The 13,498-nt window shown below is 61.0% G+C and carries 12 protein-coding genes; 5 read left to right on the top strand and 7 right to left on the bottom strand.

The features are described 5' to 3' along the window. Nucleotides 1-149: 149 nt before the first annotated feature. On the bottom strand, nucleotides 150-1,187 hold the full coding sequence (locus ACPS74_RS15400; protein ID WP_029648916.1) for a hypothetical protein: 1,038 nt from the start codon (nucleotides 1,185-1,187) through the stop codon (nucleotides 150-152). Between the two features lie 924 nt (nucleotides 1,188-2,111). Between ACPS74_RS15400 and ACPS74_RS15395 the strand changes: the two genes are divergently transcribed. After that, the gene (locus tag ACPS74_RS15395; RefSeq protein WP_029648913.1) at nucleotides 2,112-3,176 is read left to right on the top strand and encodes a DUF2778 domain-containing protein; all 1,065 of its coding nucleotides are present in this window, start codon (nucleotides 2,112-2,114) and stop codon (nucleotides 3,174-3,176) included. 292 nt (nucleotides 3,177-3,468) lie between these two features. Further along, nucleotides 3,469-5,019 carry a radical SAM protein gene (locus tag ACPS74_RS15390; RefSeq protein WP_029649882.1) on the top strand — a complete coding sequence of 517 codons (1,551 nt, stop codon included), beginning with the start codon at nucleotides 3,469-3,471 and terminating at the stop codon, nucleotides 5,017-5,019. A gap of 96 nt (nucleotides 5,020-5,115) precedes the next feature. On the opposite strand, the gene ACPS74_RS15385 is transcribed toward ACPS74_RS15390, so the two are convergent. The 3 genes from ACPS74_RS15385 to ACPS74_RS15375 form a co-directional block, all read right to left on the bottom strand. Beyond that, on the bottom strand, nucleotides 5,116-5,928 hold the full coding sequence (locus ACPS74_RS15385; RefSeq protein WP_157055231.1) for a hypothetical protein: 813 nt from the start codon (nucleotides 5,926-5,928) through the stop codon (nucleotides 5,116-5,118). Next, nucleotides 5,925-6,128 carry a hypothetical protein gene (locus ACPS74_RS15380; RefSeq protein ID WP_157055230.1) on the bottom strand — a complete coding sequence of 68 codons (204 nt, stop codon included), beginning with the start codon at nucleotides 6,126-6,128 and terminating at the stop codon, nucleotides 5,925-5,927. The genes ACPS74_RS15385 and ACPS74_RS15380 overlap by 4 nt, the downstream gene beginning before the upstream one ends. 129 nt (nucleotides 6,129-6,257) lie before the next feature. Then, nucleotides 6,258-6,938, bottom strand: a complete 681-nt coding sequence (locus ACPS74_RS15375; RefSeq protein ID WP_029649876.1) for a tRNA1(Val) (adenine(37)-N6)-methyltransferase — start codon at nucleotides 6,936-6,938, stop codon at nucleotides 6,258-6,260. Nucleotides 6,939-7,181: 243 nt separating this feature from the next. Between ACPS74_RS15375 and ACPS74_RS15370 the strand changes: the two genes are divergently transcribed. After that, entirely contained in the window at nucleotides 7,182-8,192 is a 1,011-nt protein-coding gene (locus ACPS74_RS15370; RefSeq protein WP_029649874.1) for a polyprenyl synthetase family protein, read from the top strand. A 136-nt stretch (nucleotides 8,193-8,328) separates the two neighbouring features. Here ACPS74_RS15370 and ACPS74_RS15365 read toward each other — a convergent pair whose 3' ends face one another. Next, the gene (locus tag ACPS74_RS15365) at nucleotides 8,329-8,658 is read right to left on the bottom strand and encodes a PsiF family protein (RefSeq protein ID WP_029649871.1); all 330 of its coding nucleotides are present in this window, start codon (nucleotides 8,656-8,658) and stop codon (nucleotides 8,329-8,331) included. A gap of 162 nt (nucleotides 8,659-8,820) precedes the next feature. After that, on the bottom strand, nucleotides 8,821-8,991 hold the full coding sequence (locus tag ACPS74_RS15360; RefSeq protein ID WP_157055229.1) for a hypothetical protein: 171 nt from the start codon (nucleotides 8,989-8,991) through the stop codon (nucleotides 8,821-8,823). A gap of 153 nt (nucleotides 8,992-9,144) precedes the next feature. On the opposite strand from ACPS74_RS15360, the gene ACPS74_RS15355 reads away from it, so the two are divergent. Then, entirely contained in the window at nucleotides 9,145-11,307 is a 2,163-nt protein-coding gene (locus ACPS74_RS15355) for a S9 family peptidase (protein WP_029649867.1), read from the top strand. Between the two features lie 58 nt (nucleotides 11,308-11,365). Here ACPS74_RS15355 and ACPS74_RS15350 read toward each other — a convergent pair whose 3' ends face one another. Then, nucleotides 11,366-11,671, bottom strand: coding sequence for a hypothetical protein (locus ACPS74_RS15350; RefSeq protein WP_029649865.1), 306 nt, complete (start codon nucleotides 11,669-11,671; stop codon nucleotides 11,366-11,368). Between the two features lie 150 nt (nucleotides 11,672-11,821). On the opposite strand from ACPS74_RS15350, the gene ACPS74_RS15345 reads away from it, so the two are divergent. Further along, nucleotides 11,822-13,120: an O-acetylhomoserine aminocarboxypropyltransferase/cysteine synthase family protein gene (locus ACPS74_RS15345; protein WP_029649863.1), complete on the top strand. Its 1,299-nt coding sequence runs from the start codon at nucleotides 11,822-11,824 to the stop codon at nucleotides 13,118-13,120. Nucleotides 13,121-13,498: the final 378 nt, after the last annotated feature.

Raw genomic sequence — 13,498 nt, 5'->3', positions numbered from 1 at the left:
CTTAGGGTCGCCCTTCGAGCCATCGAACCACCTTGCGAACCGCGTTTTGATAATTGCCTCTCGCTGCGAGAGAAGTATCGCGAAATCTGCGTTTAGGGATGAATGCTGCATCATCACGGGCAACCGAACGGCAAATTGGCGAGAAGCGGCTACTCGTTCAGACCACCGCGGCGATTAGGCCTTCGGCCAATGCTCCATTTCTTGCCTATTATCGGCCAGTGGTACCGAACGAAAATGGCCTTGTCGATTCGCGTCATCGCGACGTCGAGGTCGAAGACTATTTGCATGAGCGATTCGTGAGAGTAGCTGTGATCGAGTATTGCTCGGTGCACAAAATCGTGCCGCACCGCGACCAATTCATCTAGCATTTCGAATAGGCTTTTCCGCCGCCCTCGATAAGGTCGACGAAGAACGCTAGCCAAATCCAAGTCTTTATCGAGGCTCTTGAAGTGCTTGCAGGCTGACGAGATTTTTTGAAACGATAGCGTTTCGGCTACGAGAGCCTCAACAGAAACTTCCTTGCTTGCAATGCGCGCGAGCTGATCGCCCTGCAGCCTCACGTTCCGAAAAAATGTGCCTCTAGATTCAGAGTATTTGAGCAGCGCGATAAATACCGATTTGAGGTAGTCCTCCACAACGGAAATGAGGCACGCAATCACCATATTATTGGACAGTGCACGTGGACTCATTTCCACCACGAAATGGGGAAGGTTGGCCTTGTCATTGATCTCACCTTGGAACTGGACCGCTTGTAGATAGCCTAGGACTTTGATTGCATTCGTCCCGAATCGCCAAAAAGCAAGGTGACACCCAGACGCCGCCGGTTCGGGAGGGCCGTGCGCAGGACGCAGGTACCGACCGCTTCCCTCATCGGTCTCGAATGACCCGCCAAATCTCCTGCGGAGCGCGCTAACGGTGTTGTTCTGCTGCACCAAATCGTAATAACTTCGACTTACCCTGCTCCTTGTAGTAACTGTTAGCAAACGATCCTCGGCGTCGACATATACACAAAGTTCTACGCCAGACCAAGATTTGTATTCAGCTTCTTCGAACCAAGAGTAATCGTAGAATTTTATTCCTTCACTCCCCCAAACCAGCCCCTTTCTAAACCCGAGCATTTGCACGAACTCTCTTACGTCCGCGAGCCTCGTGCCGGCACAAAGTTTATTCACTGTCGAATAGGACATTTCATGCTGTCGTTGGGAGTTCTGTCGAGCGTTTATGCATTAATTTGGACAGTTATCCATTAGCCACACTTCCGTTCGCATAAATTGGGTAGTTTGCAAATCGCTTACCCATAAAAGCCTACCCCCTCTGTAACTACCCTCCACGCTCAGGCAGCCAAACGGCGGGACCGACAACGGCCCACCGTCTGACGCCAGGCGCGTAAGATCTTCCCTCAAAACTCCTGCGCCGTCGGCCTGATCACAATCTGGTTCACATGGACATTCGAGGGCGTAGCGAATCGCGGGCGATCGAACCGGCCGAGATCGCCTGCTTATAAAAATTGTCGACGAATGTGCGGCTCGCCGCGTCGGACGTCCCGGTCTATTCGGCGCCATCCGCGCCGGGCATGATCATCGTCGTGCGGACTTTGTTGCCGACTTCGTGCGCGCAGCCCTTCCGAAATCGCCCCCGCGCCGCGAGATCGCGCCCCGCGACTGCGCCGAGGCGCTCGACGCGCCCGTAACGGCCAACCTTGCATCCGATGGGCGCTTCGAATAGTTCGGACCGCGTCTCCTTTCACAACCCTTTTTCAGAACGACTTGAAGCAGCGCAGCTTTCGCCGTCGCGCGTCGTCAAAATGCGCCTGCGAGAGAGCGCCAATTTGGGCGCCACATTTGGCGCCAAAGCGGCGGCGAACTTGGCCCCGCCCTGCCGGGACATTTCACGAAACCCGGCGTTTTCAAAGCCTTAACTATTCGTCTTTACCGTAAGCGCGGACAAGAATTCGCCCTAAAGCAGCCAAAGCAAGGCCGCTTAGTTCTGGTGAGAATATGTGAAGGCGTTCCGTGCAGTTCTGGCTTTCGCCGAACTTTGACGCGATTTCGCGCAAATGTCAGCGAAGCTCAGAGCCTTGCGACGGAAGAGTAATTCGGAGGTAGGGGCGGATGATGCAAGGGATCGGTGCGCCAATCGATTTCATTTCTTTGGATCGTCGCATTTATTCTCGCAAGAGCTCGTCTCATCTGGTCATCGCCGGCGTCGCGCTGGCGGTGAGCCTGTCGGCGGGGTGGTGGGCGCTCTCGCAGCGCCCGGCGACCGCCAGCTCCGAGACAACCGCGGCGGCCCTCAGGCAGAGCGCCTCTATCGCGCAAAACCCATACGGCGCCATCGTCGGCCTCGGCGGCCGGCGGCAGACGCTGGCCTTCGCTGAACCGACGCTGCGCGGCGCGCTTGACGCCAGCATCCAGCCCGCGGCGCAGACGCCGCCCGCCAGCGTTCCCGAGCGCCAGGACATCGACGGTGCCCAGGTCGCCTCGGCGGATGATACGCCGCTGCCGCCGCGCCGCCCGGTCGAACTCACCGTCGCCAATCGCGGCCTTTATGAAGGTTCGCTGCGCCGCATGGCGCGCACCACCGTCGTGCCGGGCTCGGGGCCCGACGACCGCTCGATCTTCGAGAGATTCTTCGGGCTCGGCGACGCCGCGCAATCGGCGCAAGAGGCGCGTCAGCAGCAGCCGCGCGGACAGGCGCTCGCCTATGCGGCGCCGGACGGCGGCACGCTTTCCGACCTGAAATCCGGCATTCTCGGCGGCGCGGCCGGCGCGGCGGTCGGACCTGCGACGCGCTACGACCGCTACACCGCCGTCTATGACATCTCGTCGCATACGGTCTATTTGCCGAACGGCGCAAAACTCGAGGCGCATTCCGGCCTGCGCGAACATCTCGACGATCCGCGCTACGTTCATTTGCGCATGCGCGGCGCGACGCCGCCGCATGTTTACGATCTCAAGCCGCGCGAAGCGCTGTTCCATGGCGTCGAGGCGCTGCGTCTTACGCCGGTCGGCGGCGAAGGCGCGATCTTCGGCCGCGCCGGCCTTCTCGCGCATACCTACATGCTCGGCCCGAACGGCGATTCGAACGGCTGCGTGTCGTTCCGCGACTATCAGGCCTTCCTGCGCGCTTATAAGAACGGCGAGGTTCGCCGGCTCGCGGTCGTCGCGCACCTCTAGAGCAGGTTCCGAAAAAGTTGACAGACTTTTTCGATGAGAACCTGCTCCAACGTTTTGATTGAGCGATTCCTTATCGATCACATGATTCCATGTGATCGGGAAGCGCTCTAAGCGTTTATTTTTACGCCCGAAAATGAAAAGCGGCCCATAGCGGCCGCTTTTTTCTTGCGCGCTTTCTTGCGCTTTTTTCTTGGGGTTTGCGCGCCGTCCTTCACTTTGGAATGACGGCAAGTTCTTGTCGGGATTGCAAAGTTCAATTAGCGTACGGCTCGAAGCGCATGAGGGGATTTGCATGGCCGTTTCGATTTATCTCATCAATCCTGCTGGCGATTTTCCAACTTATTTCGGCGGCGAGGCGCTGGCGGCGTCGGGCGTGGCGGGCGGCGTGATGATGGCGGACCTCGCCACGGCGACCGTCGCGGCGCTCGCGCCCAAGGATTTCGCGTTCGAACTCTGCGAGGAGCAGGTCGAACCGGTGAATTTCGACCACCCCGCCGACTACATCGCGATCACCGGCAAGGTCAGCCAGCGCGGCCGGATGATCGCCATCGCCGACGAATTCCGGCGTCGCGGCAAGCGCGTCATCATTGGCGGCCCCTATGCGAGCCTTTCGCCTGCGCGGCTGCGCGACCACTGCGACGTGCTGGTGAGCGGCGAGATCGAGGAAATCGCCGGCGAGATTTTCGCCGATCTTCGCGCCGGCAAGCCGAAGGACAGCTATGTCGGCGACAAGCCGTCGCTCGCCGCCTCGCCGCCGCCGCGCTGGGATCTTTATCGCAACGACCGCGCGATTCTCGGCGCGGTGCAGACCTCGCGCGGCTGTCCGTTCGAGTGCGAATTCTGCGACGTCATCCAATATCTGGGGCGCAAGCAGCGCCACAAGCCGATCGCCAACGTCCTCGCCGAACTCGACGCGCTCTGGGCGGCGGGCTATCGCACGGCCTTCCTCGCCGACGACAATTTCACCGCGTATCGCGCGCACTGCAAGGAGCTGCTCGCGGCGATCGCGCATTGGCGCCGCGATCGTCCGATGGAGTTCGTCACGCAGATCTCCATCGACGCGACGCGCGACGAGGAACTGCTCGACATGTGCGTCGCGGCGGGCCTGACGCAGGTCTTCGTCGGCATCGAGACCCCCAATGTCGAAAGCCTGCGCGAGACCGGCAAGCGGCAGAATCTCAAGATCAGCCTCGTCGACGAAATCCAGAAGCTCGTCGACCACGGCATGTCCGTCATGGGCGGCATGATCGTCGGCTTCGACCATGACGGTCCGAACGTCTTCGCCCAGCAGTATGATTTCGCCATGGCGACGCCGATCCCGATCTTCAGCCTCGGCGCGCTGATGGCGTCGGAAGCGACGCCGCTCTTCGACCGCATCACCCGCGAAGGGCGGCTGCTCACCGGCGGCGTCGAGACCCAGGCGGTGCCGTGGAGCTCCAACATCCAGTGCCAGACGATGAGCATGGAGGAGCTGCATCACGGCATGCAGAATCTCTGCAACGCGATCTACGCCCCGGCCGCCTTCGGCGAACGCATGCTGCGCCTGATCAGCACTTTCGGCCGCCATCGCAAGGCGCCGGCCCCGCAGCCCTTCGATCCGAAATCGCTGCGCGAGGTCGAACAGCAGGCGATGCAGGTCGGTATGGACGTGCGCAAGATGGGCGAGGCGGAAGGCCGCATGTGGAACAAAGTCTGGGGCGCCGCCGTGCGCAAGCCCGAGACCATCACCATCGTCGCCCGCATCATGTTCCAATATGCGCAGGCGCGGCACATGTTCGATAAGGGCAATTATTGGGAGCCGCAGCTCTCGAGCCCGCCAATCGCGCCGTCAAGAGCGGCGTGAGCGCTACAGCGGTCGTGAGTTTTTGCCGCGCCGTCTAACCGCTAATTGCCCGAACATTGAAGAATAGGCGCGCGCCGGCGACCGCGCTAGTAATTATTACAGTCGAAGAAGCGTAGGAAATTTGCCCTGCCCATAAGCTTCAATTGCCTTCTCCGTTCCCCGAACTGTATACTCGTTAAACTCTGACATGTTTCTTAAAAAAAGCTCAGTCACCAATTTATCGTCCCCGCTTGAAGCCCACCCCTCCATTAAACGAGCAGTATATGAAATGTGCCGCAACTCGTCATGCTGTAATGACTTGAGTTGCATCTCGACATACTCTTTCTTATCTTCGCTGGCGAGGGAGTATAGGATGGGGGCAATCAAATGTAAATTCATCAAAGTCCTGACTTCTGATAGATTAATCTGAACAAGGTAATCGATAGTTATATTCTCAGGTAGAGCGAGTCCGGATTTCTCAAAGCATCCATCCTTAAATTCTATCAAATGAGAAAAAATTTTATTTGCCTTATCTTCAGGTATAAAAGCTGGAAATACATTCTTCACAAGATGGAAAAATACGCGCGAATGCCGTGCTTCATCTTTTGCATGGGCAAGCAGCCCGTCCTCGACTTCTTTATTGTAGGTTATTGCCTGCCACATCTTGAAAAGTGATGTAGATCCGTCGCTTTCTGAAATTGCGCTCTGCAAGATAACGCTCTGCACCCAGCCGGGCACGGTCGTTGTACAAGTCCAAAAGAACTTTTCGTAATCGGGATGTATGAATATTGGTTCGGCGGCGTCAAACGCGTGAAGCAATGACGACAAATAATGTGAACAGCCACCGACACTTGCTTCGATGGCTGTTAGCGAATTTCGTACATAGCGAGGCCTGTGATGGCCGGAGACCCGATGTATTTTTAAGTTCATTTGATAGGATCGCCAGCGCGCTTCGAAAACGATGGGTTGCACGCAACATAACCCAACTTCAATTTTCCATTTTCCAGCGCTGATGCAGTATATGTAACATTTAGTAAGCCAGACTGCTTATCCTTAAGCGCAGAGAGGATCTTTTCTTGTTCGGGCGTGAGCTGAAGTTCAAGCACATCACTAGGTTTTACGTTGGCCATAGGACTTCTCCATAAAAAGTAAAAACTATTCCGGAGGCAGGACCTTGCTAAATACTGGCAAGGCGAAATCCGCCCCTCGGAGTTTAAACGGTTGAAGGCGAATTTCGTTCCTTCCGCGGAGTCGCCGGCTTAGCCGCGAGAGATCCCCTTCAACAACGCCAGCGGCGCTTTGGAGCCCTTGACGCCGGCGAGAAGAATGCGCGTCGCCGGCGCATTAGTTCGCGTGTGGATGGGCTGGATTGAGACGCCACCTATTCTGCCCTCGACAGCCGCGAGACATTCGGCGAGCGCGTCGGCGCGATGGATCATCACGAAGGTTCCGCCAGGCGCGAGCAGCGCGAGACAGGCGCGCGTCCAATCGACAAGCGGCGCGCTGGCCACATGGGCGCGCGCTTTCGCCGCGTCGGGCGTGACGCGCACCTTGCCGGCGTCATGAAACGGCGGATTGGTGAGAACGAGCGCCGCCCTCTCGTCGATCAGTCCAGCGGCGCGGCGCGATTTCGCCGCGAGAACGTCGGCTTGGTAAACCGTCGCCCTTGCGCCGAGCGCATTCTCGGCGACGTTTTCGCGGGCGAGCGCGCAAGACTCGGGGTCGATCTCCACAAGCCCAACGATCGCGCCAGGGGCGCGCAGCGCCGCCATCAGCCCGACCGCGCCCGACCCCGCGCCGACGTCGAGAATGAGCCCCTGCTGATGTTGCGGCGTCGCGGCGGCGAGCAGCTCGGCCTCCGTGCCGGAGCGGTGGCCGGCGGCGCTTTGTCGCAGGCGCAAGCGCCCGCCGAGAAAACCATCCAAACTCGCGTCTTTCATAGGAGCCGAGAGACTCACATCCCGCGCGCTCCACCCTCCCCTTGAGGGGGAGGGTCGGCGCGCAGCGCCGGCGCGGGGTGAACCCAAAGTCTTTGCCGCCTGTCACCCCACCCCCCATGGCTATCGCAATGCGACCCTCCCCCTCAAGGGGAGGGTGATTGCGATAGCCTCCGCCGCCGACTTGCCGCCTCCATCCCAAAGCCGTAAGTTCGCGCCAGAAAACGTAAGGCTTAAGGGGGGTCCGTGGGTATCGTCATTCCGCTCGATGAGAAAAAGGACGCCGGCCTCGACAGTCTCCTCGAACTCATCAAGCCCGACCTGGAGCGCACCAATCAGCTGATCATTCAGCGCATGGGCTCCGACGTCACGACGATTCCCGAGGTCGCCAATCATCTCATCTCCGCCGGCGGCAAGCGCCTGCGGCCGATGCTCGTTCTCGCCACCGCCGGCATGTGCGGCTACAGAGGCGACGGGCATCTGAAATTCGCCGCTGGCATTGAATTCATGCATACGGCGACGCTGCTCCACGACGACGTCGTCGACGAAAGCGACATGCGCCGCGGCAAGATCGCCGCCCGGATGCTGTGGGGCAATCAGACCTGCGTGCTCGTCGGCGACTTCCTGCTCGGCCACGCCTTCAAAATGATGGTCGAGCCCGGCGTCATCGCGCCGCTCTCCGTGGTTTCGCAAGCCGCCGCGGTGATCGCCGAAGGCGAGATCATGCAGCTCAACGCCGCGAAGGACACGACCACGACCGAGGACGCCTATATGGGCGTCATCCGCCGCAAGACGGCGGAGCTTTTCGCCGCCGCGGCCGAAGTCGGGGTGATGCTCGGCGGCAAACCGAAGGCAGATGAAGCCGCCGCGCGCAGCTATGGCATGAATCTCGGCGTCGCCTTCCAGCTTATCGACGATGCGCTCGATTATGGCGGCTCGTCCACCAAGCTCGGCAAGAACGTCGGCGACGACTTCCGCGAGGGCAAGATCACGCTCCCCGTGGTGCTCGCCTTCCGTCGCGGCAATGAGAAAGAACGCGAATTCTGGCGGCGCACGCTGGAAAAGGCCGAAATCAAGGACGGCGACGTCGAGACCGCCTGCGGTCTGATGAAGAAGCACAAGGCGCTCGACGATACGATCGAGCGCGCGGCGCATTACGGCGCGATCGCACGCGACGCGATGGAGATTTTTCCCGCATCGCCATGGAAGAGCGCGCTGCTCGAAGTCGTCGACTTCTGCATCGACCGCGTCTACTGAAGCAGGTCCCGAAAAAGTTGATCAGACTTTTTCGGTGAGAGCCTGCTCCAAGTATTTTGAGCGATTCCTATCCATCACAATGTGATCGATAAGCGCTCTAGCGCCGCCGGCCGCCGGAAAGCGACCGGCGAACTCGTCATCCCTTCAGACAGTCGGATTTGAAGTGTTTGCGCTCTTTGCCGTGAAGCCCTTTGGCGTCGGCTTGCGTGCGGCAGTCTTTTTCTCTCTCCGCATGCGTCCTGGCCGGAGCGGCGCTCGTTGGCTGCGCAGCGGCCGCAGGCGCTTCGGCGCTTGGCGCCGGCGCATCTGAAGGCGCGGCGCTCTTCGGCGCGATCTCGGCGGGCGGCGCCCAGGCGGTCGGCGCGGTCGTTGGCGCAGACGCCTTCGGCTCGGCGAGCGCGGCTGCGCCGAAGGAAAGACTGGCGCAAATGACGCCAGCGGCGATGTTTTTCATGCTCGTGAACATTTTAAGTTTCTTCTGCGTTTCGAGGCGCGCCGCAGCGCCGTGTTGATGGGTTGCGGCGCGACTCCATCACGCGCAAGCGCGCGTGCGCCATCGGCCACACCTGAAGCTTAGGCGATTTATGACAGTTTGTCTTTGACGCAGCGCAGCAGCGCCAAAAAATGACTAGCGTCGCCACCACACATAGATCGCGACGACGGCGATGAAGCTCGAATAGACGATCTTCCATGCGAGCCGGCGCAGCGTGAACGCAGGGCGGACAGGAATGTCGTTGAGGCGGGAAGTCCTTCGCTCGCCGATTGAAACCGGACTGAGCGCAGCGTGGGAGTAACGCATGAATCGCTCCTCATCCAAAAGCGGATAGGTCTTGCGGCAAGGCTAAGGCGCGATTGATTTACAAATTGCTTCGATCTCAATCCGCCCGAGAGATCTCTGCGCTGCGCTGCAAGCAGTGATAAAAGCCTCGGAAAGCAATCGGCGGAGGACGACATGGCCCGCGATACGACGGCGAAGACATCAGATTGGCGGTTTGATCTTACAGGCGCCACAGCGCCTCTCGCCACGCAGCGCCCCACGCGCAGAGTCATCCATGGCCGCGTGCTCGATGATCCTTACGAGTGGCTCGCTGCGAAGAACTGGCGCGAGGTGCTGCGCGATCCGGACGCTCTTCCCGTCGACATCGCCGAGCTGATCGAGGCGGAAAACGCTTACTGCGATCGCGTCATGGCGCCGCTCAAGAATTTGCGCAGGGCGCTCGTCGCCGAAATGCGCGGCCGCATCAAGGAGGATGACAGCGAGGTTCCCGAGCCGGACGGGCCTTACGCCTATTACGAACGCTTCCATGAGGGCGCGGAACATCCGCTCTACTGCCGGACGCCGCGAGACGGCGGGGCGGAAACTGTCCTCCTCGATGGCGACGCGCTCGCCAAAGGCCACGACTTCTTCGATATCGGCGACGCGGCGCATGCGCCCGATCACGCGCAGCTTGCCTGGAGCGTCGATGACGCCGGTTCAGAGCTATTTGACATCCGCACCAGGGCGCTGAGCGATGGCCTCGACCGCGCCGACGTCGTGAGCGACAGCGACGGCGTCATTGTCTGGCAGGCCAATTCGAAAGCCTACTATTATGTGCTGATCGACGAGAACCATCGCACCGCGCAGGTCTTTCGACATGACGTGGGCGCCGATCCCGCCGACGACACGCTGATCATCGAGGAGACTGACAGCGCCTGGTTCGTCAGCCTGCATGAAAGCCGCTGCGGGCGTTTCGCCATTGTGTCCATCCACGGCCACGACGCGACGGAATGCTGGCTGATCGACCTTCGCGAAGACAATCCGACGCCGCGCATCGTCGCGCCGCGCGAACCGCGCCTGCGCTACGACGTCGAGCCGCACGGCGACCTTCTCTACATTCGCGACAACGCCGACGGCGCCGATGATTTCCGCATTTCCGTCGCGCCGCTCGCAGAGCCCGGCCGTGAAAACTGGAAGGACGTCGTTCACCATCGCCACGGCGTCTTAATCGACTCCTTCACCGTTTATGCGCGCTATCTTGTCTGGCTGCGTCGGGAAAGCTCCTTGCCGACGATCGTCATCCGCGCGCTCGCCAGCGGCGAGGAACATGCGATTCACTTCGAGGAGGAAGCCTATGCGCTGTCGATCGACCCGGGGCTTGAATTCGACACTGACATATTGCGCTTCGCCTATTCGTCGATGACGACGCCTGATGAGACTTATGACTACGACATGGCTGCGCGCACGCGCGTCCTGCGCAAGCGCCAGGAAATTCCCTCCGGACATGATCCCAAAAATTATGTGACGCGGCGCCTTCTCGCGACGGCGCGCGACGGCGAAAGCGTGCCGATCACGCTCCTACATCGCGCGGACTTCACGCCCGGCGGAGACGGCGCGCCACTGCTGCTCTACGGCTATGGCGCCTATGGCTATGCGCTGTCGGCGGGCTTTAACGAAGACGCGCTATCGCTCGTCGATCGAGGCTTTGTCTATGCGCGCGCCCATATTCGCGGCGGAACCGACAAGGGCTGGCGCTGGTATGAGGACGGCAAGCTCGAGAAGAAGCAAAACAGCTTCACCGACTTCATCGATTGCGCACGCCATCTAATCTCGGCCGGCTACACGCGCGAAGGCGGCGTCGTCGCGCAGGGCGGATCGGCGGGCGGTCTGCTGATGGGCGCCGTCGCCAATGAGACGCCGGAGCTGTTCGCCGGCATCATCGCCAGCGTGCCTTTCGTCGACACGTTGAATACGATGCTGCGCGACGATCTTCCGCTGACGCCGCCAGAATGGCTCGAGTGGGGCAACCCGATCGCCAGCGCCGAAGCCTATGATCGCCTCGCGTCGTACTCGCCTTACGACAATGTGCGCGCGCAACGCTATCCGCCGATACTCGCCGTCGCCGGCGTGACCGATCCTCGGGTCACCTATTGGGAGCCGCTCAAATGGGTCGCGAAGCTGCGCGCGACGATGAGCGGCGGCGGACCCGTGTTGCTGTTCACCCATACGGGCGCGGGGCACGCCGGCGCCTCGGGCCGTTTCGAGGCGCTTGAAGACACGGCGCTGGAATATGCCTTCGCGCTGGCCGGCGCCGCGCGCGTCTTCAAAGACGACAGGGATGTCCTGGCGGAAGGCTGAGGCGAACCGCTGGGATCTCCTCATTTTTGGCCGGGACGCTCTTGCCGCTGAACTGACGCTACGAGGCTGGCCCCTTCTTCCGCCGGAGCTCTTCCGGCGGCTGCCATTCCTGGCCGCTTTGCGTTCCTTTCTTTCCCTCGACGCCCGGCGAGCCGGCGGAGGTTCCGCTCGGTCCCGCCACACCGCTTTCGTTGACATCAGCCGCTTTCGGATTGTCCTTCTGCACGGCTCCCGATGGCTCGACGGGGCTTCCAGCCGCCGGCCCAGAGGTCACGCCTTGATCCTGCGATTGCACTTCCGCAATGGCCGCAGGCGCGAGAAAGGCGAGAGCAAGGCTTGCGATGATGGCGATGCGTGTCTTCATGTCGAACTCCTGCGGCGCGGCGAATGGGTAACGATGGCCCCCGCCGGTAAATGGAGGGGCGCGTAAAACAAGCAATGGAGAAAGGCGCGCCATGTAGCGCGGGCGTTTTCTTTGATTTATTGAGCTTACGCTCACGCCAGGAGGAAGATGATGGCCGTCGACAGCAAGCACGCCGAAACGATTGCGCTCCACGCCGGCTGGCGCGCGGACGAGACCAACGGCGCCGTCGCCGTTCCGATCTATCAGACGACCTCCTATCAGTTTCGCGACACCGAGCACGCCGCCAGTCTTTTCGCGCTGAAAGAGCTCGGCCACATCTATACGCGCATCGGCAACCCGACGACCGGCGTATTGGAGTCGCGGCTCGCGGCGCTGGAGGGCGGCGTAGCGGCCCTGGCGCTGGCTTCGGGACAGGCGGCGTCGGCGCTGTCGATACAAAATCTCGCCCGCGTCGGCGACAATGTCGTCTCGTCAACCGATCTTTATGGCGGCACCTGGAACCTCTTCGCCAATACGCTGAAGGACCAGGGGCTCGAGGTGCGCTTCGTCGATCCGGCCGATCCCGAGAATTTCCGCCGCGCCACGGACGATCGCACGCGCGCCTATTACGCAGAGACGCTGCCCAATCCCAAACTCACCGTGTTTCCGATCGCCGAAGTCGCGGCGATCGGCCGGGAACTCGGCGTGCCGCTGATCATGGACAACACCGCGGCGCCGATTCTCTGCCGGCCGATCGATCATGGCGCGGCGATCGTCGTCTATTCGACCACGAAATATCTTGGCGGCCACGGCACGTCGATCGGCGGCGCCATCATCGACTCCGGCACTTTCGATTGGGAGAAATTTCCGCAGCGTCAGCCGGCGCTGAATACGCCAGATCCGAGCTATCATGGCGCCATCTGGGTTGAGGCGGTCAAGCCGATCGGCCCCGTGGCCTACATCATCAAGGCGCGCGCGACGCTGTTGCGCGATCTCGGCCCAGCGCCTTCGCCGTTCAACGCTTTTCTCACGCTGCAGGGCGTCGAGACGGTGACGCTGCGCATGGAGCGTCATGTGCAGAACGCGCAGAAGGTCGTCGACTTCTTGAGCAAGCGCAGCGAAGTGACGCGGGTCATTCATCCGTCGCAGCAGACAGGCGAGATGCGCCGGCGCGCGGACGCCTATCTGAAGGGCGGCTATGGCGCGCTGCTCGGCTTCGAGCTGAAGGGCGGTCTCGACGCCGGCCGCAGATTTATCGACGCGCTGGAGATGTTCTATCACGTCGCCAATATCGGCGACGCGCGCAGCCTCGCCATCCATCCGGCGACGACGACGCATTCGCAACTCGCCGAGGAAGCGCAGCTCGCGAGCGGCGTCACGCCCGGCTATGTGCGGCTTTCGATCGGCATCGAGCACATCGACGACATCATCGCCGATCTGGAGAAAGGACTGGAAGCGGCGGGCGCGTAAGGCGCTCCCTACTCCCGTGAAGCGGGAGAGTGGCCCCGCGACGCGGGGTCGGATGAGGGCGATGGCGACGACATTTCTTGGTTTACAGGCGACGACACCTCAGAAATTCAAGAAGCCATGTGAGCGAATCGTCCATCGTTTGGCGTTGATCACGAGGCGCGGTCGCCCGAGCGTGATCGTTTCGGACAACGGCACGGGTTCACTTCGAGCGCGACGGCAATCCGCGCTTTAGTGAAGCTTATCGACACTCGCCTCGCATTCGGCGCTGGTGTCCGTCCTGACGATCGGACCTGCCATTCGTCAAAAAAAAGGCAGAGGCGGAGGAGGAGGTGGTGGTGGCGGTGGCGGTGGCGGCAATCGACGCCATCGTCTGCGACG

This window comes from Methylocystis sp. SB2, assembly GCF_049817085.1.
Classification (GTDB): domain Bacteria; phylum Pseudomonadota; class Alphaproteobacteria; order Rhizobiales; family Beijerinckiaceae; genus Methylocystis; species Methylocystis rosea.
The sequence above is the reverse complement of the archived record's forward strand: the minus strand, read 5'-3'. Positions and strand labels throughout refer to the sequence as shown.

Coding starts and splice junctions, on each gene's coding strand:
- ACPS74_RS15400 (WP_029648916.1), bottom strand. CDS start 1,187: ATGTCCTATTCGACAGTGAATAAACTTTGTGCCGGCACGAGGCTCGCG.
- ACPS74_RS15395 (WP_029648913.1), top strand. CDS start 2,112: ATGATGCAAGGGATCGGTGCGCCAATCGATTTCATTTCTTTGGATCGT.
- ACPS74_RS15390 (WP_029649882.1), top strand. CDS start 3,469: ATGGCCGTTTCGATTTATCTCATCAATCCTGCTGGCGATTTTCCAACT.
- ACPS74_RS15385 (WP_157055231.1), bottom strand. CDS start 5,928: ATGAACTTAAAAATACATCGGGTCTCCGGCCATCACAGGCCTCGCTAT.
- ACPS74_RS15380 (WP_157055230.1), bottom strand. CDS start 6,128: ATGGCCAACGTAAAACCTAGTGATGTGCTTGAACTTCAGCTCACGCCC.
- ACPS74_RS15375 (WP_029649876.1), bottom strand. CDS start 6,938: ATGAAAGACGCGAGTTTGGATGGTTTTCTCGGCGGGCGCTTGCGCCTG.
- ACPS74_RS15365 (WP_029649871.1), bottom strand. CDS start 8,658: ATGTTCACGAGCATGAAAAACATCGCCGCTGGCGTCATTTGCGCCAGT.
- ACPS74_RS15360 (WP_157055229.1), bottom strand. CDS start 8,991: ATGCGTTACTCCCACGCTGCGCTCAGTCCGGTTTCAATCGGCGAGCGA.
- ACPS74_RS15355 (WP_029649867.1), top strand. CDS start 9,145: ATGGCCCGCGATACGACGGCGAAGACATCAGATTGGCGGTTTGATCTT.
- ACPS74_RS15350 (WP_029649865.1), bottom strand. CDS start 11,671: ATGAAGACACGCATCGCCATCATCGCAAGCCTTGCTCTCGCCTTTCTC.
- ACPS74_RS15345 (WP_029649863.1), top strand. CDS start 11,822: ATGGCCGTCGACAGCAAGCACGCCGAAACGATTGCGCTCCACGCCGGC.